This window comes from Stenotrophomonas acidaminiphila, from assembly GCF_014109845.1.
Taxonomy (GTDB): Bacteria; Pseudomonadota; Gammaproteobacteria; order Xanthomonadales; family Xanthomonadaceae; genus Stenotrophomonas; species Stenotrophomonas acidaminiphila.
The window spans coordinates 2,495,448-2,517,199 of record NZ_CP043567.1; the positions used below are offsets into that span (position 1 = coordinate 2,495,448).

General features: G+C 69.3%; 20 protein-coding genes. 14 read left to right on the plus strand and 6 right to left on the minus strand.

The features are described from left to right. Nucleotides 1-61: 61 nt before the first annotated feature. Nucleotides 62-799 (plus strand): SDR family oxidoreductase, encoded by a 738-nt coding sequence (locus F0P95_RS11380; protein ID WP_182334322.1) that lies wholly within the window; start codon nt 62-64, stop codon nt 797-799. After that, nucleotides 793-2,223: an efflux transporter outer membrane subunit gene (locus F0P95_RS11385; RefSeq protein WP_182334323.1), complete on the plus strand. Its 1,431-nt coding sequence runs from the start codon at nt 793-795 to the stop codon at nt 2,221-2,223. Before F0P95_RS11380 ends, F0P95_RS11385 begins: the two co-directional genes overlap by 7 nt. Before the next feature lie 97 nt (nt 2,224-2,320). Here F0P95_RS11385 and F0P95_RS11390 read toward each other — a convergent pair whose 3' ends face one another. Then, nucleotides 2,321-3,817, minus strand: coding sequence for an aminotransferase class III-fold pyridoxal phosphate-dependent enzyme (locus F0P95_RS11390; RefSeq protein ID WP_182334324.1), 1,497 nt, complete (start codon nt 3,815-3,817; stop codon nt 2,321-2,323). Between the two features lie 116 nt (nt 3,818-3,933). Between F0P95_RS11390 and F0P95_RS11395 the strand changes: the two genes are divergently transcribed. The 7 genes from F0P95_RS11395 to fabV all read left to right on the plus strand — a co-directional run bounded on the left by F0P95_RS11395 (nt 3,934) and on the right by fabV (nt 11,669). Next, on the plus strand, nt 3,934-4,365 hold the full coding sequence (locus tag F0P95_RS11395) for an Lrp/AsnC family transcriptional regulator (RefSeq protein ID WP_054665268.1): 432 nt from the start codon (nt 3,934-3,936) through the stop codon (nt 4,363-4,365). A 42-nt stretch (nt 4,366-4,407) separates the two neighbouring features. Next, nucleotides 4,408-5,475: a tRNA preQ1(34) S-adenosylmethionine ribosyltransferase-isomerase QueA gene (queA, locus tag F0P95_RS11400; protein WP_182334325.1), complete on the plus strand. Its 1,068-nt coding sequence runs from the start codon at nt 4,408-4,410 to the stop codon at nt 5,473-5,475. 67 nt (nt 5,476-5,542) lie between these two features. Further along, nucleotides 5,543-6,673, plus strand: a complete 1,131-nt coding sequence (gene tgt / locus F0P95_RS11405; RefSeq protein WP_054665273.1) for a tRNA guanosine(34) transglycosylase Tgt — start codon at nt 5,543-5,545, stop codon at nt 6,671-6,673. Nucleotides 6,674-6,938: 265 nt separating this feature from the next. Then, entirely contained in the window at nt 6,939-7,268 is a 330-nt protein-coding gene (gene yajC / locus F0P95_RS11410) for a preprotein translocase subunit YajC (RefSeq protein ID WP_054665275.1), read from the plus strand. A gap of 60 nt (nt 7,269-7,328) precedes the next feature. After that, nucleotides 7,329-9,170: a protein translocase subunit SecD gene (gene secD / locus F0P95_RS11415; RefSeq protein ID WP_182334326.1), complete on the plus strand. Its 1,842-nt coding sequence runs from the start codon at nt 7,329-7,331 to the stop codon at nt 9,168-9,170. A gap of 61 nt (nt 9,171-9,231) precedes the next feature. Then, nucleotides 9,232-10,200 carry a protein translocase subunit SecF gene (gene secF / locus F0P95_RS11420; protein ID WP_182334327.1) on the plus strand — a complete coding sequence of 323 codons (969 nt, stop codon included), beginning with the start codon at nt 9,232-9,234 and terminating at the stop codon, nt 10,198-10,200. 206 nt (nt 10,201-10,406) lie between these two features. Continuing rightward, nucleotides 10,407-11,669 carry an enoyl-ACP reductase FabV gene (gene fabV, locus F0P95_RS11425; protein ID WP_182334328.1) on the plus strand — a complete coding sequence of 421 codons (1,263 nt, stop codon included), beginning with the start codon at nt 10,407-10,409 and terminating at the stop codon, nt 11,667-11,669. Between the two features lie 100 nt (nt 11,670-11,769). Here fabV and F0P95_RS11430 read toward each other — a convergent pair whose 3' ends face one another. The 4 genes from F0P95_RS11430 to F0P95_RS11445 all read right to left on the minus strand — a co-directional run bounded on the left by F0P95_RS11430 (nt 11,770) and on the right by F0P95_RS11445 (nt 16,228). After that, nucleotides 11,770-13,842 carry an EAL domain-containing response regulator gene (locus F0P95_RS11430; RefSeq protein WP_182334329.1) on the minus strand — a complete coding sequence of 691 codons (2,073 nt, stop codon included), beginning with the start codon at nt 13,840-13,842 and terminating at the stop codon, nt 11,770-11,772. Nucleotides 13,843-13,935: 93 nt separating this feature from the next. Continuing rightward, the gene (locus F0P95_RS11435; protein ID WP_182334330.1) at nt 13,936-15,120 is read right to left on the minus strand and encodes a BaiN/RdsA family NAD(P)/FAD-dependent oxidoreductase; all 1,185 of its coding nucleotides are present in this window, start codon (nt 15,118-15,120) and stop codon (nt 13,936-13,938) included. A 25-nt stretch (nt 15,121-15,145) separates the two neighbouring features. Next, nucleotides 15,146-15,694: a YaeQ family protein gene (locus F0P95_RS11440; RefSeq protein ID WP_054665288.1), complete on the minus strand. Its 549-nt coding sequence runs from the start codon at nt 15,692-15,694 to the stop codon at nt 15,146-15,148. A 60-nt stretch (nt 15,695-15,754) separates the two neighbouring features. Continuing rightward, nucleotides 15,755-16,228, minus strand: coding sequence for a YaiI/YqxD family protein (locus F0P95_RS11445; protein ID WP_182334331.1), 474 nt, complete (start codon nt 16,226-16,228; stop codon nt 15,755-15,757). Between the two features lie 316 nt (nt 16,229-16,544). On the opposite strand from F0P95_RS11445, the gene F0P95_RS11450 reads away from it, so the two are divergent. The 5 genes from F0P95_RS11450 (at nt 16,545) to F0P95_RS11470 (ending at nt 20,282) form a co-directional block, all read left to right on the plus strand. Next, nucleotides 16,545-16,754 carry a cold-shock protein gene (locus tag F0P95_RS11450; protein WP_054665293.1) on the plus strand — a complete coding sequence of 70 codons (210 nt, stop codon included), beginning with the start codon at nt 16,545-16,547 and terminating at the stop codon, nt 16,752-16,754. Nucleotides 16,755-16,935: 181 nt separating this feature from the next. Then, nucleotides 16,936-18,492 carry a protein adenylyltransferase SelO gene (locus F0P95_RS11455; protein WP_182334332.1) on the plus strand — a complete coding sequence of 519 codons (1,557 nt, stop codon included), beginning with the start codon at nt 16,936-16,938 and terminating at the stop codon, nt 18,490-18,492. Between the two features lie 23 nt (nt 18,493-18,515). Continuing rightward, the gene (locus F0P95_RS11460) at nt 18,516-19,046 is read left to right on the plus strand and encodes an adenine phosphoribosyltransferase (protein ID WP_182334333.1); all 531 of its coding nucleotides are present in this window, start codon (nt 18,516-18,518) and stop codon (nt 19,044-19,046) included. A 30-nt stretch (nt 19,047-19,076) separates the two neighbouring features. Beyond that, nucleotides 19,077-19,859, plus strand: a complete 783-nt coding sequence (locus tag F0P95_RS11465; protein WP_182334334.1) for a thioesterase family protein — start codon at nt 19,077-19,079, stop codon at nt 19,857-19,859. 84 nt (nt 19,860-19,943) lie between these two features. Beyond that, complete coding sequence (locus tag F0P95_RS11470) at nt 19,944-20,282, plus strand: hypothetical protein (protein WP_182334335.1); 339 nt, start codon at nt 19,944-19,946, stop codon at nt 20,280-20,282. Nucleotides 20,283-20,344: 62 nt separating this feature from the next. Here the strand turns inward: F0P95_RS11470 and F0P95_RS11475 are convergent, their stop codons facing one another. Further along, nucleotides 20,345-21,736, minus strand: coding sequence for an acyl-CoA thioesterase/bile acid-CoA:amino acid N-acyltransferase family protein (locus F0P95_RS11475; RefSeq protein ID WP_182334336.1), 1,392 nt, complete (start codon nt 21,734-21,736; stop codon nt 20,345-20,347). Nucleotides 21,737-21,752: the final 16 nt, after the last annotated feature.

Genomic DNA, 21,752 nt, shown 5'->3' on the forward strand with positions numbered 1-21,752 from the left:
CGACCTTCCGCCGTCGCCCGACACCCTCGGGCGCCGGCCCATCCAACCGAGGCATGCATCCATGAATACCCAACAGAACAAGATCGCGCTGGTCACCGGCGCCACCCGTGGCATCGGCCTGGAGACGGTACGCCAGCTGGCCCGCGCCGGCGTGCATACGCTGCTCGCCGGCCGCAGGTACGAAACGGCGCTGGCGCTGGCACAGGAACTGCAGGCCGAAGGGCTGCCGGTGGAGGCGCTGCAACTGGACGTCACCGATGCCGGCAGCATCGACGCGGCGGTGCGCGATGTCGGGCAGCGCCACGGCCGGCTCGACATCCTGGTCAACAACGCCGGCGTGCTGCTGGAGGATCCGTCGCTGCCGCCGTCGGCACAGCCGCTCGATACCTGGCGGCGGACCTTCGACACCAACGTGCATGCGCTGGTGGCCGTCACCCAGGCGTTCCTGCCGCTGCTGCGGCGCTCGGCGGCCGGGCGCATCGTCAACGTGTCGAGCATCCTCGGCTCGCAGGCGCTGCATGCCGATCCGGCCTCGCCCATCTATGACTTCAAGGTGCCTGCCTACAACGCGTCCAAGGCGGCGGTGAACAACTGGACCCTGTCGCTGGCCTATGAACTGCGCGCCACGCCGATCAAGGTCAACACCGTGCACCCGGGCTATGTGAGGACCGACATGAACGCGGGCGAGGGCGAGATCGACGTCGCCGACGGCGCGCGCTCCAGCGTGCAGATGGCGCTGCTCGGCGCGGACGGACCGAGCGGCAGCTTCACCCATCTCGGGCAGGTGCTGCCATGGTGAGGGCGGCACTGGCCGCGGCGCTGTCCGGCCTGCTGCTGGCCGGCTGCGTCAGTGTCGGCCCGGATTACCACGCCCCGGCGCAGCCGCCGGTGGTGCTGCACGGCGCCGCCGCGCCGGTGTACAGCGCGCAGTCGCCGGTGGCCGGCTGGTGGGCGCAGTTCGATGATCCGGTGCTCGGCCAGCTGGTGCATGCGGCGTTGTCCGACAACCTCGACCTCGCGCTGACGCTGACGCGCGTGCAGCAGGCGCGCGCGGTGTTCGTCGAGCGCCGGCTCGACCAGGCGCCGCACGTCACCGCGGCCGCCAGCCAGGAGCGCTACCGGCAGCCGGACCCGGCGCAGGACGGGGCGCGCGTGTCCGGCGAGCGCTACCAGCTCGGCTTCGATGCCGGCTGGGAGCTGGACCTGTTCGGGCGCCAGCGGCGGGCGGCGGAGGCGGCACGCGCCGACCTGGACGCGGAGTGGGCCAACCTGGTCGATGCGCAGGTGCTGGCGGCCGCCGAGGTCGCGCGCAACTACTTCGAGCTGCGCGGCACGCAGAAGCGCATCGCCGTGGCCGAGCAGACCCTGCTCAACCTGCGCGACACCCAGGCGCTGACCGAGACCCGCTGGAAGCTGGGCGCGGGCAGCGAACTCGACGTGCAGAGCAGCCGTGCGCGGCTGAAGGCGATCGAGGCCGACATCCCGCTGCTGGAACTGGCGCAGTCGCAGTCGCGGCACCGGCTGGCGGTGCTGCTGGGACAGCGCCCGGGTTCGCTGGACGCGCTGCTGCAACCGCGCCCGATGCCGGCGTTCGCCAAGGCCCTGCCGCTGGGCGATACCAGCATGCTGCTGCAGCGACGCGCCGACGTGCGCGCGGCCGAGCGCCGCCTGGCCGCGGCCACCGCGCGGGTCGGCGTGGCAACCGCCGACCTGTTCCCGCGGTTGTCGTTGACCGGCTTCGTCGGCTTTCTCGGCGGCGATGCCGGCAGCCTGGTCAACGGCGGCAACAAGGCCTGGTCGCTGGCGCCGTCGCTGAGCTGGAGCGCGTTCGACGTCGGCAGCGTGCGCGCGCGGCTGCGCGCCAGCCGCGCCCAGGCCGACGGCGCGGCGACCGGGTACGAGAAGACGGTGCTGCTGGCGCTGGAGGATGCCGAGAATGCGCTGGCCCGCTACGCCAGGCAGCAGGCACGGCTGGCGATCGTCGCCGAACAGGCGCAGGCCGCGCGTCGCGCCGAGGCGCTGGCCCGGGTCCGCTACCGCGAGGGCTCGGAGGACTTCCTCGCGCTGCTCGATGCGCAGCGCAGCCAGCTGGCGGCCGACGACGCGCTGGCCGCCGCCGAGGCCGGGGTCAACGTCAGCGTGGTCGCTGTCTACAAGGCGCTGGGCGGATGGGGGCAGGCATCGCCGTCGGCACCGTCGGTGGCGGTGGTCGAGGTGCGGTGAGTGCGGCGTCCGTGGCCTGGCCCGCTGGCCGGGCCATGGAAACGAAGAGGCGGCCAATGGCCGCCTCTTCAGTTTGCCGGTCGCGCTGCGGCGTGGATCAGGCCGCGTCGGCCTGCTCGCGGCGCGGGCCTTCGGCCAGGGCGCGGCCGACCATGTCCACCAGCAGGTCCAGCTCGGCCTCGTCCATGCCGAAATGCGGGGTGAAGCGCAGCGAGTTCTCGCCGCCATGGATCACGTTGACGCCGTGCATGCGCAGCCATTCCTCGGTGGAGTTGGCGCCATAACACTTGAACTGCGGGGCCAGTTCGCAGGAGAACAGCAGGCCGGTGCCCTGGACCTTGGTGATCAGCCCACCCAGCCGGGCCTTGAGCGCCTCGAGCTTGCGCACCGCCTGCTCGCCGCGTTCGCGGATGTTGCGGCGCACGTCCGGGGTCAGCCGGGCCAGGGTGGCGCAGGCCACGTCCAGCGCGCGCGGGTTGGTGGTCATGGTGTTGCCGTACACGCCCTTGCGGTACAGGTGCGCGGCGTGTTCGGTGACGGCCAGCACCGACAGCGGGAACTGGGCGCCGTTCAGGGCCTTGGAGTAGGTCTCCATGTCCGGCGGGTCCAGGGTCTCGTAGCCGGGGTAGTCGACGAAGGACAGGGTGCCGTGCGCGCGCAGCGCGGCCTGGATCGAGTCGATCAGCAGCAGGCTGCCGTGGGCGCGGGTCAGTTCGCGCGCCAGCTTGTAGAAGCTCACCGGCACCGCGCGGCCCGGGTCGCCTTCGCCCATCACCGGCTCCAGGAACACCGCCTCGATGAACCAGTTGTGGGCCTTGGCGTCGTCGAACACCTTGCGCAGCGCCGCCTCGTCGTACGGGGCGATCGCGATCACGCTGTCTTCGCCGCGGTAGCTGGCCAGGAAGCGGTCATAGGTCTTGCGGGTCGAATCCGAGTACAGCGCCGGGCGGTCGGTGCGGCCGTGGAAGCTGCCCTTGATGACCACCCGCTTGACCGTGGCGCCGGCGTGCGGCGCACCCGGGTCGGTCTGCAGCTTGGCGTTGATGTCGGCGATGCGCGCGGCCAGGCCGACCGCCTCGGAACCGGAGTTCAGGCACATGAAGTGCGAGAACGGGCAGCCGCCGCGGGTGTGGCCGATCTCCTTGCGCAGCGCCTGCACGAAGCGGCGCTGGGACAGGCTCGGGGTCATGATGTTGGCCATCACCTGCGGCTTGGCCGCGGCGGCCAGCACCTCCGGCGGGGTGTGGCCGAAACCGAGCATGCCGTAGCCGCCGGCGTCGTACAGCACCGCACCCTTGAGCGAGACCACCCATGGGCCGCAGGCGGCCAGGGCGATGTACGGCACCACCGCGTCGTCGGCGTAGAAATTGACGAAACCGGCCTGCATCGCGGCGATCTGGTCCTTCTCGTCCAGGTCCAGCAGGTCGGCGGCCTCGTCCTTGATGCGGGCATATTCACTGGCGGCCGCGGCGATGGCGGCAACCAGGTCGGGATGGGCGGCGGCCAGGCGTTCGATGGCGGCATCGTCCAGCCCCGTTGTCAGGCGGGTGCCGGCGTGCGCGCGGAGCGCGGCGAGTGGGCCGAGTACGGTCATGCTCATCTCCAGAAAGGTCTTGTATGGTCATTATCTGGAGATTCTGGTCATATGGCAGCTGTCATTCCGTCGAAAATCGGGTTAATTTCGTCTGATCGACGAAACCGGCCCGCGATGTGAAGATTTCCCCCGCCGACGAACGCCTGCTGTCCGTGCTGCGCGAGGACGCGCGGGCCTCCACCGCGCAGATCGCGCGCCGGCTCGGGCTGTCGCGCACCACCGTGCAGAGCCGCATCGACCGGCTCGAACAGCAGGGGGTGATCGCCGGTTATACCGTGCGTACCCACGAGGACTACGAGCAGGGCCAGGTGCGCGCGCACGTGCTGATCACCGTGTCGCCGCGCAAGATGCCGGCCGTGGTCAAGGCGCTGCGCGAGATCGCCGAGGTCCGCAGCCTGCATTCGGTCAGCGGCGCCCACGACCTGGTGGCGATGGTGGTGGTCGGCGGGGTCGGCGAGATGGACGTGGTCACCGATGCCATCGGCGTGATCGACGGGGTCGAGCGCACCACCAGCGCCATCATCCTGTCGACCAAGTTCGAGCGCTGAACCGGCAACCGGGCAGGGGACCGGTATGCCGGTGCCGGTACAATGGCCGGCTCCCCCCCGTCCGATGCCCCGGCCTTGAAGAAGTCCGATTTCCACTACGACCTGCCCGAGGAACTGATCGCCCAGGCGCCGCTGGCCGAGCGTTCCGCCAGTCGCCTGCTGGTGGTGCCGCCGGCACTGGCCGACCTTGAGGACCGCCATGTCCGCGATCTGCCGGAACTGCTGCAGCCCGGCGACCTGCTGGTGTTCAACGATACCCGGGTGATCCCGGCGCGGCTGTTCGGGCACAAGGCCAGCGGTGGCCGGGTCGAGATCCTGATCGAGCGCCTGCTCGGCGGCCAGCAGGCCCGTGCCCAGGTCGGCGCCAGCAAGTCGCCCAAGCCCGGCAGCCGCATCCAGCTCGACGCCGGTGGCGAGGTCGAGGTGCTCGGCCGCGACGGCGAGTTCTACCTGCTGCGGTTCGAGGTGCCCGAGTCGCTGGAGTCCTGGCTGGTGCATGCGGGCCGGCTGCCGCTGCCGCCGTACATCCACCGCGAGCCCGGGGCCGACGACCGCGAGCGCTACCAGACGGTGTTCGCGCGCCAGGTGGGCGCGGTGGCGGCGCCGACCGCGGGCCTGCATTTCGACGAGGCGCTGCTGGAACGGCTGCGCGCGCGCGGCGTCGGCTTCGGCCACATTACCCTGCACGTGGGGGCGGGCACCTTCCAGCCGGTGCGGGTGGACGACCTGTCCCGGCACGTGATGCACCGCGAATGGCTCAATGTCGGCGCCGAACTGGTGCAGCAGGTGCGGCAGACCCGTGCCGCCGGCGGCCGCGTGATCGGTGTCGGCACCACCGTGGTGCGGGCCCTGGAGAGCGCGATGCGCGAGGGCAAACTGCACCCGTTCGCCGGCGAGACGCAGATCTTCATCACCCCGGGCTACCGCATCCGCAGCGTCGATGCGATGGTCACCAATTTCCACCTGCCGGAAAGCACCCTGCTGATGATGATCTCGGCCTTCGCCGGCAAGCAGCGGGTGTTCGACGCCTACGCCCATGCCATCGCCGGCCGCTACCGGTTCTTCAGCTACGGCGACGCGATGCTGCTGTTCCCGCAGCCCGACGCCTGACCCCGCCTTTCCTGCGCCGTCGTCGCCGATCCGCGACAATGCACGGCAGACCGACCGAAGCACACCCATGTCCAGACTGCAGTTCACGCTCCAGGCCACCGACGGCAACGCGCGCCGCGGCCAGCTCTCGTTCCCGCGCGGCACCGTGCAGACCCCGGCGTTCATGCCGGTGGGCACCTACGGCTCGGTGAAGGGCGTACTGCCCGAGCAGATCCGCGCGCTCGGCGCCGAGATCATCCTCGGCAACACCTTCCACCTGTATCTGCGCCCGGGCCTGGAGGTGATCGGCGACCACGGTGGCCTGCATGGCTTCTGCCGCTGGAACGGGCCGATCCTGACCGACTCCGGCGGCTTCCAGGTGTTCTCGCTGGCGCACCGCCGCAAGATCACCGAGCAGGGCGTCACCTTCGCCTCGCCGACCGATGGCGCCCGCGTGTTCCTGGGCCCGGAGGAGAGCATGAAGATCCAGAAGGTGCTCGATTCGGACGTCGTGATGATCTTCGACGAATGCACCCCGTACCCGGCCACCGAGGACGTGGCGCGGCGCTCGATGGAGCTGAGCCTGCGCTGGGCGCGACGCTCGCGCGATGCCCATGACGCGCTGGGCAACGACGCGGCGCTGTTCGGCATCGTCCAGGGCGGCGTGCACACCGACCTGCGCAGCCGCTCGGCCGAGGGCCTGCAGCAGATCGGCTTCGACGGCTACGCCATCGGCGGGCTGGCGGTGGGCGAGCCCGAGCACGAGCGCAACGCCATGCTCGAGCACATGCACCCGATCCTGCCGGCCGACCGCCCGCGCTACCTGATGGGCGTGGGCCGCCCGGAGGACCTGGTCGAGGGCGTGGCCCGCGGCGTGGACATGTTCGACTGCGTGATGCCGACCCGCAACGCGCGCAACGGCCATTACTTCACCTCCACCGGCACGGTGCGCATCCGCAACGCCCGCTACGAGCGCGACATGGACACCATCGAGCCGGGCTGCGGCTGCCATGCCTGCAGCAGCGGCTACACCCGCGCCTACCTGCGCCACCTGGACCGCTGCAACGAGATGCTGGCGCCGATGCTGGGCACTCTGCACAACCTCTATTACTACGAGAAGCTGATGGCCGACATGCGCGCGGCCATCGAGGCGGGAACCTTCCTGGCCTTCCGCGAGTCCTTCTATGCGGCGCGCGGGGCGGTTGCGCCGGCGCTGTAGCGCCTTTCCCCGCCCAAGGGGCGAGCCGGCCGCCTGGCTGGCCTGCACGGCAAGGCCATCGGCAAGGGTGGGGGGCGGTGGTCGTGCACGCTGCGGCGCCCCGCGGGCCGGGCGCGCCTGCCGCCGGGCAGGGGCGCTGCTCGATGGTCATCGGCAGGCGCTGCCTTGCAATTGGACCGGCCCGCCTCTATGGCATACTTCCACGCTTGAATCCGTTCCGCGGCGCCGGCCCCGGCAGGCACCGCCCGACAGTTAAGGACACACGATGAACCCGATGGCTATCCTGCTTCCCGTCGCCCAGGCCGCTCCGGCCGCCCCGGGCATGGGCACTTTCCTGCTGCCGATCGCCCTGATCGCGGTCATGTACTTCCTGATGATCCGCCCGCAGATGAAGCGCCAGAAGGAACACAAGGCGATGCTGGAGAAGATCTCCAAGGGCGACGAGGTGCTGACCAACGGCGGCATCGCCGGCGTGGTGACCGACATCGGCGACAACTTCATCACCGTCGAAGTGGCCGACAACGTCCGCATCCGCGTGCAGAAGGGCGCCATCGGCAACGTGCTGCCCAAGGGTACGCTGAAGTCCGCGGCCTGAGCCCGAGTTTCCCTTCCGTCATGACGCGGCGCCGGGACCGGCGTCGCGCAGGAACCTGCAATGCTTGAATTCCCACGCTGGAAGTACTTCCTGATCCTGGTCGTCCTGGCGGTCAGCGCACTGTACGCGCTGCCCAACGTGTACCAGAAGGACCCGTCCGTGCAGATCACCGCCAACCGCGGCGGGCAGATCGACGATGCCCTCAAGCAGCGCGTGAGCGCGGCGCTGGGCGAGGCCGGGGTCACGCCCAAGTCGGTGGAGAAGGAAGGCGAGAGCCTGATCGTCCGCCTCGGTTCGCTCGACGCCCAGACCCGCGCCAACGACGTGCTGCGCGAAACGGCGGGCGAGAACTACACCGTCGCCCTGAACCTGGCCTCGACCGTGCCGGACTGGCTGGCCGGGCTTGGCGGCAAGCCGATGGTGCTGGGCCTGGACCTGGTCGGTGGCGTGCACTTCGCACTGCAGGTGGACAAGAAGGCCGCCGTGGACAAGCGCTTCGACGCGTTCGCCGAGGACATCCGCACCACGCTGCGCGACAACCGCGTGGGCTACCGCTCGGTCGAGCGCCGCGGCGAGAACGACATCCAGGTGACGCTGGCCAATGCCGCCGACGCCGACAAGGCCCGTGCCGCGCTGGTCAAGACGCAGCCGACCCTGAGCTACTCGGGCAGCGGCGAGCGCATCACCGTGAGCGTGCCGCAGGCCGAGATGCTGCAGATCGCCTCCGGCGCCATCGAGCAGAACCTGACCACCCTGCGCAACCGCGTCAACGAGCTGGGCGTGGCCGAGCCGATCATCCAGCGCCAGGGCGACGACCGCATCGTGGTCGAACTGCCGGGCGTGCAGGACACCGCCGAAGCCAAGCGCATGATCGGCGCCACCGCCACCCTGGAGTACCGCCTGGTGGTGGACGGCAACGCGCAGGACGCCATGACCAGCGGCCGCATCCCGCCGGAAGCGCGCCTGTATCGCGACCGTCGCGGCATGCCGGTGCTGCTGAACAAGCGCACCATCGTCACCGGCGACCAGATGGTCAAGGCCGAGGTGTCCACCGACCAGAACGGCCTGCCGGCGGTCGCTGTCACGCTCAACAGCGTCGGCGGCCAGCGCATGTTCGACGTCACCAGCGTCAACGTGAACAAGCCGATGGCCGTGGTCTACACCGAGCGCATCCCGCAGGTGACCACGGTCGACGGCAAGGAAGTGCGCAGCTTCCGGGTCAAGGAAGAAGTCATCTCCGTGGCCAACATCAACAGCCCGCTGGGCAAGAACTTCATCACCACCGGCCTGGAGAAGACCGAGGCCGACAACCTGGCCAAGCTGCTGCGCGCCGGTTCGCTGGCCGCGCCGATGGACTTCGTCGAGGAATACGTGATCGGTCCCAGCCTGGGTGCGGAGAACGTGGCCCGCGGCGTCAAGGCGGTGGTGTTCTCGTTCGTGTTCACCCTGGTGTTCTTCACCGTCTACTACCGCATGTTCGGCGCGATCACCTCGGTGGCGCTGCTGTTCAACCTGCTGATCGTGGTGGCGGTGATGTCGCTGTTCGGCGCGACCATGACCCTGCCGGGCTTCGCCGGCCTGGCGCTGTCGGTCGGCCTGTCGGTGGACGCCAACGTGCTGATCAACGAGCGCATCCGCGAGGAACTGCGGCTGGGCATGCCGGGCAAGGCCGCCATCGCCGCCGGTTACGAGAAGGCCTCGGGCACCATCCTCGACGCCAACCTCACCGGCCTGATCGTGGGCGTGGCGCTGTATGCGTTCGGTACCGGCCCGCTGAAGGGCTTCGCGCTGACCATGATCATCGGCATCTTCGCCTCGATGTTCACCGCGATCACCGTGTCGCGCGCGCTGGCGGTGCTGATCTACGGCCGTCGCAACAAGCTCCAGTCCGTGGCGATCTGACGCGAATCCCTTCGCGAAAGCCCGCGCATGCGTGCGCGGGTTTTTAAAGGAAAATCCCTGCATGAAACTATTTCCGCTCCACATCGTCCCGAACGACACCAACATCGACTTCATGCGCCATCGCAAGCCGGTGCTTGCGTTGATGGTGGCGTTGCTGCTGGTGTCGCTGGCCATCATCGGCTTCAAGGGCTTCAACTACGCGCTGGAGTTCACCGGCGGCACCGTGGTGCGCACCCACTTCGAGAAGAGCGTCGATGCCGAGGCGGTGCGCGAACGCCTGGCCGCGGCCGGCTTCGAGAACGCCCAGGTGCAGAGCGTGGGCGGCGGCAACGACCTGATGATCCGCCTGCCGCCCGAAGGCGAGCACAACAACGCCGCCGATGCCGCGCAGAAGGTCGCCGAGAAGGTCGGTGCCGCGATCAGCACGGCCGACAACGCGGCCACCACGCAGCCGGGCGAGTTCGTCGGCCCGCAGGTCGGCAAGGACCTGGTCATGAACGGCATCTACGCGACGCTGTTCATGGTGATCGGCTTCCTGATCTACATCGCCGCGCGCTTCGAGTGGAAGTTCGCGATGGTGGCGAGCCTGACCGCGTTCTTCGACCTGATCCTGACCGTGGCCTACATGTCGCTGCTGGGCCGCGAGTTCGACCTGACCGTGCTGGCCGGCATGCTGTCGGTGATGGGTTTCGCGATCAACGACATCATCGTGGTGTTCGACCGCGTGCGCGAGAACTTCCGCAGCCTGCGCGTGGAACCGCTGGAGGTGCTGAACCGCTCGATCAACCAGACGCTGTCGCGCACGGTGATCACCGCGGTGCTGTTCTTCCTGTCGGCGCTGGCGCTGTACCTGTATGGCGGCGAGTCGATGGAAGGCCTGGCCGAAACCCACATGGTGGGTGCGGTGATCGTGGTGGTGTCGTCGATCATCGTGGCCGTCCCGCTGCTGAGCATCGGGCCGTTCAAGGTCTCCAAGCAGGACCTGCTGCCCAAGGCCAAGGACGTCGAGGAACTGGCGCGCCGCCCGTAAGGCCCGGCCGCGCCTGTCCCTGGAAAGAGCCGCGCACCGCGCGGCTCTTTTCTTTTGCGCCATCGGCGCCGCGGCCCCGCCGCCGCGGCCGATCCATGCGGTGGCGTCGGTTGTTTTCACTGCGGGCGCACACTACGATCCTCGCGGTTCGGCGCCTGCCCGGCGTGTGCCGCGGCGCTGTTTTCCCGCATCCAACCGAGGTTTCCATGGTCATCAAACCGCGTGTGCGCGGCTTCATCTGCGTCACCACCCATCCGGCCGGCTGCGACGCGGCGGTCAAGGAACAGATCGACTACATCAAGGCGCAGCCCCGGCTCGCCCACGGCCCGAAGAAGGTGCTGGTGATCGGCGCTTCCACCGGCTATGGCCTGGCCGCGCGCATCAAGGCCGCGTTCGGCAGCGACGCCGCCACGCTGGGCGTGTTCTTCGAGCGCCCGGGCAGCGAGAGCAAGCCGGGCACGGCCGGCTGGTACAACTCGGCCGCGTTCGAGAAGTACGCGCACCAGGCCGGCCTGTACGCGCGCAGCGTCAACGGCGATGCGTTCTCCGACGAGGTCAAGGCCAAGGTGATCGAGATCATCAAGGCCGACCTGGGCCAGGTGGACCAGGTGGTCTACAGCCTGGCGTCGCCGCGCCGCAGGCACCCGAAGACCGGCGAGGTCATCAGCTCCACGCTCAAGCCGATCGGCGAGCCGATCACCCTGCGCGGCCTGGATACCGACAAGGAAGTGCTCACCGAGACCACCCTGCAGCCGGCCAGCGCCGAGGAAATCGCCGGCACCGTGCAGGTGATGGGCGGCGAGGACTGGCAGATGTGGATCGATGCGCTGCTGGAGGCCGGGGTGCTGGCGCCGGGGGCGACCACCACCGCGTTCACCTATGTCGGCGAGGAAATCACCCAGGCGATCTACTGGAACGGCTCCATCGGCGCCGCCAAGAAGGACCTGGACGCCAAGGTCAAGGACATCCGCGCCAGCCTGCAGGGCATTGGCGGCGATGCCCGCGTGTCGGTGCTCAAGGCGGTGGTCACCCAGGCCAGTTCGGCGATCCCGACCATGCCGCTGTACCTGTCGCTGCTGTTCAAGGTGATGAAGGAAGAAGGCACCCACGAAGGCTGCATCGAGCAGCTCGATACCCTGTACGACATCCTCTACAACGGCCCGCAGGGCGGCGCCAATGCGGCCGACCATATCCGTGCCGCGCTGGTCGACGGCAAGGGGCGCAGCATCGCCCTGGTCGACGACGAAGGCCGCCTGCGCGCCGACTACAAGGAGATGGCGCCGGAGGTGCAGGGCAGGGTGGTCGCGCTGTGGCCGCAGGTCAGCAACGAGAACCTGTACGAGATCAGCGACCTGGCCGGTTACAAGGCCGATTTCCTGCGCCTGTTCGGCTTCGGCATCGACGGCGTGGATTACGACGCCGACGTCAACCCGGACGTGAAGATCGAGAACCTGGTCGATCTGACCTGATACGCGCAAAGGCCGGCGTCCACGCCGGCCTTTGCGTCTGTGGCGGGCGTGCCCCCGCGCGCTCGCTACTCGATGCCGGGCATGCGCGCCCGGCCCGGCGTCAGCCGAAATCGAAATTCATCTCCGGGCCGGCCGGGCCGACGAAATCGCCCTGCACGTAGTCCACCCCGGAACTGAACAACAGGCTCATCGTCGCCGCATCCGAGACGAACTCGGCGATGGTGCGGATGTCCTGCGACTGCGCGCGCGCGGTGATTTCCTGGATCTTGGGCAGCTGCTCGCGGGCCAGTGCCGGGTCGGCGGTGAAGCTGCTGTCCAGCTTGAGGAAGCCCGGGTGGAAGTGGGCCAGCAACTGGAACGAATCCAGCCCGGAACCGAACTGCTCCAGCCCGACCTTGCAGCCCAGCGCCGCGGCCGCGGCCAGGAACTGCTGGGCGTTGCGCAGGTGGGTGAACACCTTGGCCTCGGGGACCTGCAGCCACAACTGGTCGCCGGACACGCCCTCGGCCTGCAGGCCGTCGCGGATCACCGCCAGCAGCTGCGGATCGGAGAACGATTCGGGCGTGATCCGCACCATCATGTGGGTGCGATGGCCGGCACGGCGGCGTTCGCCCAGCGCCTGGATCGCATGCCCGACCACCCAGCGGTTGATCGGTGCCAGCAGGCCCTGGTCCTCGGCGATCGGCAGGAAGGTCGCGGGCCCGACCATCTCGTTGTTGTTGCGCAGCTGCAGCGAGGTGTCGTACAGCTGGATCGCCTCGCCCATGAGGTTGATGACCGGGCGGAAGCGCAGCTGGAAGCCGTCGCCTTCCAGCGCGCCGCGCATCAGCTCCACCCAGCGCTGGATGCGCTCTTCCTCGACGCGGTCGGCAGCGCCCGGGTCGAAGACCTTGACCGTGTTGCCGCCCAGTTCGGTCGCGGTGCGGATGCAGTCGCTGGCGCGCGCCAGCACCTGGCCGACGCTGGCGATCTTCTCGCCGACCTGCACGCCGCCGATGCTGACGGTGACCGTCGCCGAGCGCGCGCCGATGCTGAACACGTGCGAAGCGAAGGCGCCGCGCACGCGCTCGGCCAGCCCCATGGTGTGCGCGTAGTCGCCCTGGGCGAGGATCGCGAAGCTGTGCTCTCCGAAGCGGGCGACCGACAGGCCGTCGCCGAGCGTGGCGGCAAGGTGCTGGCCCAGCGCGGCGACCAGCGCGTCGGCCGAGTCCAGGCCGATGTCGGGCAGCAGCCGCGCGTAGTGATCCGGTTCCACCAGCAGGAAGCCGTACTGGCCATCGCTGCGGCTGACCTGGGCCACGGCGTTTTCCAGGTGCACCATGAAGGTGGGGCGGTTGAGCAGGCCGGTGACCTGGTCGCGCTGGCGCAGCTCCTCGACCTCGCGCGCCAGCTCGGGATCGAACTCCTCGCGGCGGCGGAACACCACCTGGAAGCAGGATTCGCCCTCGTAGGTGGCGGCGGTGAACTCCATCGTCGCCGGGAAGCTGTCGCCGTCCTGGTTGCGCGCGTGCACTTCGTACTGCGGCGGCGGCGGCTCGCCCTTGCCCAGCGCCTTGAGCAGCTGCTTGAAATCCTCCACGTGCTGCGGCGCGACCATGTCCAGCAGCGAGATGCCTTCCACGTCCTCGAACGTGTCGTAGCCGAACATCTCCAGGTAGGCCTCGTTGGCGCGGATGTGCATGCCTTCGTGGATGTAGGCGATCGGGTCGCGCGAAGAGGCGATCAGCGCGTCGCAGCGGCGCTCGGTCTCGCGCATCTGCGCCTCGATCCGGCGCAGGCCGCGGCGCGCCTGCAGGTCGGTCCATTCGTTGCGCACGACCGCCAGCAGGTGCTCGGGGCGGTGGCGCAGGGCAATGGCGCGGATGCCATTGGCGCCCGATTCCACCAGCATCCGTTCGTCGACCTGGTCGGCCAGCCCGATCATCGGGATGTCCTTGCCGCTGGCGGCGATCTGCTGGCTGAGCAGCAGCTGCGGGATCACCTGCGAGGGCGCGCACAGCACCAGGTCGATGCTCTGGCTGGACAGGATCTCCACCAGTTCCGCCGGCGCCTGCGGCCGGAATGGGCGGACGGCGATGCCGCTGTTGCGCAAGGTGCTGACGATCGCCTCGGCGTTCTCGGCGCTGTCGTCGACGATCAGCAGGCGCAGGGTTGATTCTTTGCCGTTCTGCATTCAGGACTCCCCTCTGACCGGGTTTAATACAACATGGCCGCGGTGCCGTCCATGCGTTGATCGCTTGCCTGTGACGCGGTTCCTGCGCCGGCTTCAGGCCGCCTGTCCGGCCGCGTGCCCGGAGGCCCAGGCCCACTGGAAGTTGTAGCCGCCCAGCCAGCCGGTCACGTCCAGCACCTCGCCGACGAAATACAGCCCCGGTACCTGCCGCGACTCCAGGGTCGAGGACGACACCTGGCGCGTATCCACCCCGCCCAGGGTCACTTCCGCGGTGCGGTAGCCCTCGGTGCCGCTGGCCACCAGCGGGAAATCGGCCAGCAGCGCCGCGGCCTGCTTCAGCTGCGGCTCGTCGAGCTGGCGCACCGGCCGGTCCGGCAGCCAGTGCTCGCACAGGCGCTGCGCCATCCGCTTGGGCATGACCTCGGCCAGTACCGTGCGCAGCTCCGATGCGCCGCGCTCGCGCTTCATGTCGCGCAGCCACTGCAGTGGGTCGTGGCCCGGCAGCAGGTCCAGGCGCAGGTCGTCGCCGGGCTGCCAGTACGAGGAGATCTGCAGGATCGCCGGGCCGCTGACCCCGCGGTGGGTGAGCAGCATGAAGTTGCGGAACGCCTGCCCGTTGCAGCGCGCCTCGACCGGCAGCGCCACGCCGCTGAGGTCGGCCAGCCGTTCCTGGTGCCTGCCGCTGAGGGTGAGCGGGACCAGTCCGGCGCGGGTGGGCAGCACCGCGTGGCCGAACTGGCGCGCGACCTCGTAGCCGAAGCCGCTGGCGCCCATGCTGGGAATGGACAGGCCGCCGCTGGCGATCACCAGCGAAGCGCAGTGGAACAGGCCGTGGCCGGTGCGCACGCGGAAGCCGTCGGCGCCGCGCTCGATGCCCTCCACCGCGCAGTCGGTGCGGATGCGCACCGCCGCCTGCTGGCATTCGTCCAGCAGCATGCGCACGATCAGCTTGGAGGAGATGTCGCAGAACAGCTGCCCCAGCTCTTTCTCGTGCCAGGCGATGCGGTGCCGTTCCACCATTTCGATGAAATCGGCCGGGGTGTAGCGCGCCAGCGCCGATTTGCAGAAATGCGGGTTGGCGGAAATGAAGTTGGCGGCGCTGGTGCCGGTATTGGTGAAATTGCAGCGCCCGCCGCCGGACATCAGGATCTTCTTGCCCGGCTTGTTGGCATGGTCGATCACCTGCACGACGCGACCGCGGCGGCCGGCGGTGAGCGCGCACATCAACCCGGCGGCACCGGCGCCGATCACCAGGACGTCGCAGTGCTGGGGCGTCACGCCCGGATTCATCGCCACCGCGCGCTCAAGCCGTCGCGCGCTTGCGCCAGGCGGGGGTGACGTCGAGCTGGACCTGGTCGTTGAGGATCTGCAGCTCGCCGTCCTGGATCAGCACGCTCCAGCGCATCGCCCGCTGGATCTGCTGCCCCCAGCGCTCGACGAAGCCGGCGTCCAGGTCCACCACCGAGAGATTGCCGAACCGGGCCAGGCCCTTGCCCTGCTTGTGCCACCAGATGTCCGAGGCGTTGCCGCCGTAGTTGATCACCTGCACCTGGCGGCTGCGGTTGCACGCCTTGCGCACCCGCGATTCGTCGGGGTGGCCCAGGTCGATCCACTGCAGGATGTCGCCGGTGTAGTCGTGCTGCCACAGGTCCGGTTCGTCGTCGGTGCTCAGGCCGCGGCCGAACTCCAGGCGATCGTCGGCGTTCAATGCGAAGGCGAGCAGGCGCACCATCAGGCGCTCGTCGGTTTCGGAGGGATGCTGGGCCAGGGTCAGGTGGTGGGTCGCGTAGTAGCCGCGGTCCATGTCGCTGATCTGCAGCTCGGCCTTGCGGATAGTGGCGGTAAGGGCCATGGGATCACGGGGCAAAGACCGCCATTCTACTGCGCGGGCGCAGCCGCGGCGGGCCGCGCGTCAGCGTTGCCGTGCCAGCCACTGGTCCAGGCGCGCGGCGAACGCCTGGCGGTCGCGCGCGTGCAGGCTGGGCGGGCCGCCGGTCTGCACGCCCGCGCCGCGCAGTTCGGCCATGAAGTCGCGTATCGACAGGCGCTGGGCGATGCTGTCGGGGCTGAACGGCACGCCGCGCGGGTCCAGCGCCGCGGCACCCCTGGCCAGCACCCGCGCGGCCAGCGGAATGTCCTGGGTGACCACCAGGTCGCCGGCGGCGACGCGTTCGGCGATGGCATCGTCGGCCACGTCCGGGCCACCGGCGACCTGCATGGCACGGATGAAGCGCGAGGAGGGCGTCTGCAGCCAGCGGTTGGCGACCAGGATCACTTCGATCCGGGTACGTTCGGCGGCGCGGTACAGGATGTCGCGGATGACCGCCGGGCAGGCGTCGGCGTCCACCCAGATGCGGGGGGAGGGGGCGGCAAGGGTGGATTCCATGCCGCGCAGTCTAGCCGCTGCGCGGCCATGCGGCGGCTGCATGCGTACCCGTGTGGTGCGCCAAGCCAATGAATTTAACGGGATTGTTGCCGGGAAGCGGGCTTTCGGTACGGATGAATGCGGTATTTGTCGCTTTTTGCTGGAAAGCCGCGTATCTTTCGCCCCACTGTGCTTGCAAGGGTCACCGTGAATCGTGGCCTGATGCAGCTGATCTCACCGATCCGCTCATCGTTCCGTTTTACCAACGCCTGCAACTCAGTCTCGGCCCCGATCCCCGGTGGCTGCGATTTCCAATCAATAGTTCCAGGAGTTTGTAATGTCTGAGCGTCAGACCGGCACGGTGAAGTGGTTCAACGATGCCAAGGGTTTTGGTTTCATCACCCCGGAAAGCGGCCCCGACCTGTTCGTGCACTTCCGTGCCATCCAGGGCACCGGCTTCAAGTCGCTGCAGGAAGGCCAGAAGGTGACCTTCGTCGCCGTGCAGGGCCAGAAGGGCATGCAGGCTGACCAGGTGCAGGCGCTGTAATCCAGCCCCAGCAACCGCAAGGTCGCCACGACGCCGGAAGCGAAAGCTTCCGGCGTTTTTGTTTGTGTCCACCCATTTATTCGTGTCCGCCCGCCGCGCCGGCGCCTTGCATGCCAGTGTGCCGCGCTGGGGCCGGGATACCGTAGCTTGTGACATCGCCCGACGTCCCCACATCCTGGCAATGACCCCGCGGCTGAAATTCGACAACCGTTTCCTGCGCGAACTGCCCGGCGATGCCGAAACCGGATCGCGCCGGCGCGAGGTGCCGGGCGCGGCCTGGTCGCAGGTCATGCCTGGCCCGGTGGCGGCGCCGCGGTTGCTGGCGCATGCGCCGGACGTGGCGGCGATGCTGGGTTTCGACGGCGCGGCCGTACAGGCGCCGGACTTCGCCGCGGTGTTCGCCGGCAACGCGTTGTACGACGGCATGCAGCCATGGGCGGCGAACTACGGCGGGCACCAGTTCGGGCACTGGGCCGGGCAGCTGGGCGACGGCCGCGCCATCTCGCTCGGCGAGCTGCTGGCCGATGGCCGGCGCTGGGAGCTGCAGCTCAAGGGCGCGGGACCGACGCCGTACTCGCGCGGGGCCGATGGCCGTGCGGTGCTGCGCTCGTCGATCCGCGAATTCCTGTGTTCGGAGGCCATGCACCACCTCGGGGTCCCGACCACGCGGGCCCTGAGCCTGGTCGCCACCGGCGAGGCGGTGGTGCGCGACATGTTCTACGACGGTCATCCGGGCGACGAACCGGGGGCGGTGGTGTGCCGGGTGGCGCCCTCGTTCATCCGCTTCGGCAGCTTCGAACTGCCGTCCGCACGCGGTGACGTGGCGCTGCTGCGGCGCTGGGTGGATTTCTGCATCGACCGCGATTTCCCGCATCTGGCGCCCGGCGCTTCGCGCCAGGCGGACTGGTTCGCCGAGGTCTGCACCCGCACCGCGACGATGGTCGCGCACTGGATGCGGGTGGGCTTCGTGCATGGGGTGATGAACACCGACAACATGTCCGTGCTCGGCCTGACCCTGGATTACGGCCCGTATGGCTGGATCGAGGACTACGACCCGGACTGGACGCCGAACACCACCGATGCGCAGGGCCGCCGCTACCGGTTCGGCACGCAGATGCAGGTGGCGTACTGGAACCTGGTCCGGCTGGCGCAGGCGCTGTCGCCGCTGTTCGCGGACGCGGCGCCGCTGCAGGCCGGGCTGGATGCGTTCCAGGCGCGTTACGCGGCCGACGAACGCGCCCATCTGGTCGCCAAGCTCGGACTGGGCGAATACCGCCAGGGCGACGATGCGCTCATGGCGCGGTTCCGGGAACTGCTGCACGCGGGCGAGATGGACATGACCCTGGCGTTCCGGGCGCTGCCCGACGTCGACCCGCAGCGGCCGGACGTGGCGGCGCTGCAGGGTGCGTTCTATTCGCCCGCGCGCCGCGAGCGGGTGATGCCGGACCTGCTGGACTGGCTGCAGTGCCACGCCGCGCGCGTCCGCGAGGCCGGCCTGGATGCCGCCGCGCGGCGCCGGGTCATGCAGGCGGCCAACCCCAAGTACGTGCTGCGCAACTGGCTGGTGCAGCAGGCCATCGACCGCGCCGCACAAGGCGACACCGGCGGCATCACCGACCTGCTGGAGGTGATGCGGCATCCCTGCGACGAACAGCCCGGCCGCGAGGCGTTCGCCTGCCGGCGCCCGGACTGGGCGCGTGCGCGCGCCGGCTGCTCCATGCTGTCGTGCAGTTCCTGATTCCTTCCACTTCCAGTGACCCCATGACCAACCCCTATCCCCATTGGGCCGGCGCGATCCGCGACGTGGCCGACTTCCCGCGGCCCGGTATCCGTTTCAAGGACATCACCCCGCTGCTGGCCGATGCCGATGGCTTCCGCGCCGCGGTTGCGGCGATGGCCGACCCGTGGCGCGCTGCCGGCGTGCAGGCCGTGCTGGGCGTGGAAGCGCGCGGCTTCATCCTTGGTGCCGCGCTGGCCCTGGAACTGGGCGCCGGCTTCGTGCCGGTGCGCAAGCCGGGCAAGCTGCCCGGCGCCACCCTGGCGCAGGAATACGCGCTGGAATACGGCAGCGACCGCATCGAGGTGTGTGCCGGCGCCATCGCCCCGGGAACCCGGGTGCTGCTGATCGACGATGTGCTGGCCACCGGCGGTACGCTGGCCGCGGCGCTGCTGCTGGCGCGCCGGCTCGAGGCCGAGGTGCTCGGCGCGGCGGTGCTGGTGGAACTGGACGGCCTGGGCGGCCGCCCGCGCTGGCCGGCAGGGCTGCCGCTGCAGGCCGCGCTGGTCTATTGAGCCACGGCTTTTCGATTTCCTGGAGTCCGCATGCCCAGCCTGAGTGCGTTGCTGTCGTCCTTCGATCCCGAAAAGGGTCTTGAGCTTCCTGACGGCTGGCGCCAGGGACGTACCGCGTACGGTGGCATCGTCACGGCATTGGGGGTGGTTGCGGCCATCCGCTCCCACGATGGGCCGATGCCACCATTGCGCTCGGTGCAGGTAGCCTTCATCGGCCCGGCGGTCGGGCAACTGCAGTTCCGCCCGCAGCTGCTGCGCGAAGGCTCGTCGGTGGTGAATGTCGGCGTGGACGTGCTGGCCGATGGCGCACTGGCAGCGCGGCAGATGCTGGTGTTCGGACGTGCACGCGACAGTGCGGTCGTGCATGCGTTCGGGGAATTGCCACCGGTTGCCGGGCCCGACGCCTGCGGTGAGTTCCCGATGGCGGACATGCCGTTCGCGCCAGCGTTCACCCGCAATTTCCAGATGCGCCCGGCGGGAGGCGCGCTGCCGCTTTCCGGTGCGACGCGGCCGGAATTGCTGATCTGGGTGAAACATGTGGATGCGGCCGGCGTGGACCCGGCAGTGGCACTGGTGGCCATGGGCGATGCACTGCCCCCGGCGGCGTTCACCAGTTTCACCGGCGCGGCGCCGATCAGCTCGATCAACTGGAGCTTCGACCTGCTGGAGCCGGCACCGGTCGGGGAGTGGTTCCTGCTGCGGTCCTTCAGTCAGCACGCCCGCGACGGCTACTCTTCGCAGGACATGCAGGTATGGAATGCACGGGGACGGCTGCTGATGCGTGGCCGCCAGAGCGTGGCGGTGTTTGCCTGACGGATGCGGATCGGTGGCGCCATGCGCGTTTGCCGGACGGCGGCGTGCGGGCAATCATCGGCGGCTGACCATCGGGAGCGACACATGCGGATCTTCGGCGGATTGGTGCTGTTGGTGGTGATGCTGGGCTGGAGCACCTGGTTCGTGATCTGCAATGTCTACGAGTTCGCACCGGCGCTGGATCCCCTGGCACTGTTGTCCGGCTGGCTGCTGGCCCTGTTTGGCTGGGTGTTCGCGTGGCGGGGGGGCAGGCAGGCCCGCCGGGGGTGGGCGCTGTGTGCGCAGGCGGCCTGCAATGGCTTGTACCTGCTGTTGATTCACCGCGGCGTGGCCGAAGGTATCGCGCTGCTGGTGCTGGTCATCGCCGGTGTTGGAACCCTGGGCCTGGTGCTGCGTACCCGGCCGGTTGCAGCCAAGGCGTGAGGGGCGCTGGTCGTGCCCCTCGGGAGTACTGCTGTTCCAATACCCGTGAGCCGTGTCCCCCGTCAGGGTACGAGTGCCCTGCGCAGGAAGGCCAGCACCGCCGGAGCGCTCTCACGGTCCGCGCGCGCATAGCCTGCCGGGGTGCCGCCGACCGGGATGTAGGGGCCGGTGTCATGACGGAACGTGGTGGGCTGGTATGACTGGGTGATCAGGTGGCCGGCGTCGGAGTAATACAGCAGCACGTCGGGTTGCCACACCTTGCGGCGCTGCAGGCGGCGCATGGCCACCGCGGCCATTTCGCCGGATGCGCCCAGCCGGTCATCACCACCGGCGACCAGCAGTAACGGGCCGTTGATGCGTTCGATCGGCAGCATGGCGTTCTCCAGCGCCGCGGCATGTTCGCCGGGCTGGTTCCAGTTGATGTTCTCCGAGTACGGCAGGAAGGGCAGGTCGCGGCCACGATGACGCAGCGCAGGCAGGTCGATGGCACGGAAGTCGGCAGGCGGGACATCGCGGCGGATGCCGCGGAACGGCGCCGGGCTGCCAACCCAGGACACCACGGCATTCAGTCGTGGGTCGAACGAGGCGGCCGCCATCGCGACGGTGCCGCCCCAGGACCCCCCCATCACCCCGATGCGGCCGGCGAACGGCTGCTTGCGCAGCCAATCGACCGTGCGCCCGACCGGGTCGATGGGCACGCGGACCAGATCCTTCGGCAGCCCCGGCATGCGGTAGTAGGCCACGGCCACCGCGATGAAGCCGTTGGAAGCCAGCCATGCCGCGTACTGGTTGGCGGTGCTGATGCCGCCCTCTGCACCACCAAGAGTGATGACCACCGGATGTCGCCGACCATCATGCTCGGCGCCAGCAGGGAAATAGAGGTTGCCGACGATGCCGGGGACGGCCAGCGGGCGTGCCTGCACGTCGGCGCGGTTGATGCGGCGGAGCAGAGTCTGTTCACCCACGGGCTTGCCGTCCACGAAGGCCTGCAGGCGAAACGGCACGGGCTCGAATAGCAGGCCGCCATCGGTCGCGCGGAACGGCAGCGGTGACGGTTGGCCAGCCCCGGGCCCCGGTCGCATGGACCAGAACAACCCCATCGCATCGACCCCGGTGTAGCTGCCCGATTCGGCACCCGCGCTGGCCGTGTCCACCCGACCTTCGATATCGGCGCGGAAACTCGCTTGCGACACCCATTCGTTGCCACCGCTGTCGTGCATTGAAAGACGGAGCTGCACCGCCTGCGTCGGCAGCAGGCCATCCATCCGCATGCTGACGGGCTGGTCGGCGGGGCCATCGAGCGGGGAGACGACAAGGCGTGACGCAGCGGCGGAGGCGCTGCAGGCGAGCAGGACTGTGCTGAGAAGAATGCGGCGCATGACGTGGAAAAGCGGGGAACAGGCCGCGATGGTGCCTCTGCCGGCCGGCGCTTCACAGTAGTCCGGGGCATGCATGGCACAGCCCGGTGGG

Bases quoted from the DNA above. Each gene is read 5' to 3' on its own strand.
- F0P95_RS11430 (WP_182334329.1), bottom strand. From the start codon at position 13,842: ATGCAGAACGGCAAAGAATCAACCCTGCGCCTGCTGATCGTCGACGAC.
- yajC (WP_054665275.1), top strand. From the start codon at position 6,939: ATGAACCCGATGGCTATCCTGCTTCCCGTCGCCCAGGCCGCTCCGGCC.
- fabV (WP_182334328.1), top strand. From the start codon at position 10,407: ATGGTCATCAAACCGCGTGTGCGCGGCTTCATCTGCGTCACCACCCAT.
- F0P95_RS11450 (WP_054665293.1), top strand. From the start codon at position 16,545: ATGTCTGAGCGTCAGACCGGCACGGTGAAGTGGTTCAACGATGCCAAG.
- F0P95_RS11460 (WP_182334333.1), top strand. From the start codon at position 18,516: ATGACCAACCCCTATCCCCATTGGGCCGGCGCGATCCGCGACGTGGCC.
- F0P95_RS11380 (WP_182334322.1), top strand. From the start codon at position 62: ATGAATACCCAACAGAACAAGATCGCGCTGGTCACCGGCGCCACCCGT.
- F0P95_RS11455 (WP_182334332.1), top strand. From the start codon at position 16,936: ATGACCCCGCGGCTGAAATTCGACAACCGTTTCCTGCGCGAACTGCCC.
- secD (WP_182334326.1), top strand. From the start codon at position 7,329: ATGCTTGAATTCCCACGCTGGAAGTACTTCCTGATCCTGGTCGTCCTG.
- F0P95_RS11445 (WP_182334331.1), bottom strand. From the start codon at position 16,228: ATGGAATCCACCCTTGCCGCCCCCTCCCCCCGCATCTGGGTGGACGCC.
- secF (WP_182334327.1), top strand. From the start codon at position 9,232: ATGAAACTATTTCCGCTCCACATCGTCCCGAACGACACCAACATCGAC.
- F0P95_RS11465 (WP_182334334.1), top strand. From the start codon at position 19,077: ATGCCCAGCCTGAGTGCGTTGCTGTCGTCCTTCGATCCCGAAAAGGGT.
- F0P95_RS11385 (WP_182334323.1), top strand. From the start codon at position 793: ATGGTGAGGGCGGCACTGGCCGCGGCGCTGTCCGGCCTGCTGCTGGCC.
- F0P95_RS11470 (WP_182334335.1), top strand. From the start codon at position 19,944: ATGCGGATCTTCGGCGGATTGGTGCTGTTGGTGGTGATGCTGGGCTGG.
- queA (WP_182334325.1), top strand. From the start codon at position 4,408: ATGGCCGGCTCCCCCCCGTCCGATGCCCCGGCCTTGAAGAAGTCCGAT.
- F0P95_RS11390 (WP_182334324.1), bottom strand. From the start codon at position 3,817: ATGACCGTACTCGGCCCACTCGCCGCGCTCCGCGCGCACGCCGGCACC.
- F0P95_RS11440 (WP_054665288.1), bottom strand. From the start codon at position 15,694: ATGGCCCTTACCGCCACTATCCGCAAGGCCGAGCTGCAGATCAGCGAC.
- tgt (WP_054665273.1), top strand. From the start codon at position 5,543: ATGTCCAGACTGCAGTTCACGCTCCAGGCCACCGACGGCAACGCGCGC.
- F0P95_RS11475 (WP_182334336.1), bottom strand. From the start codon at position 21,736: ATGCATGCCCCGGACTACTGTGAAGCGCCGGCCGGCAGAGGCACCATC.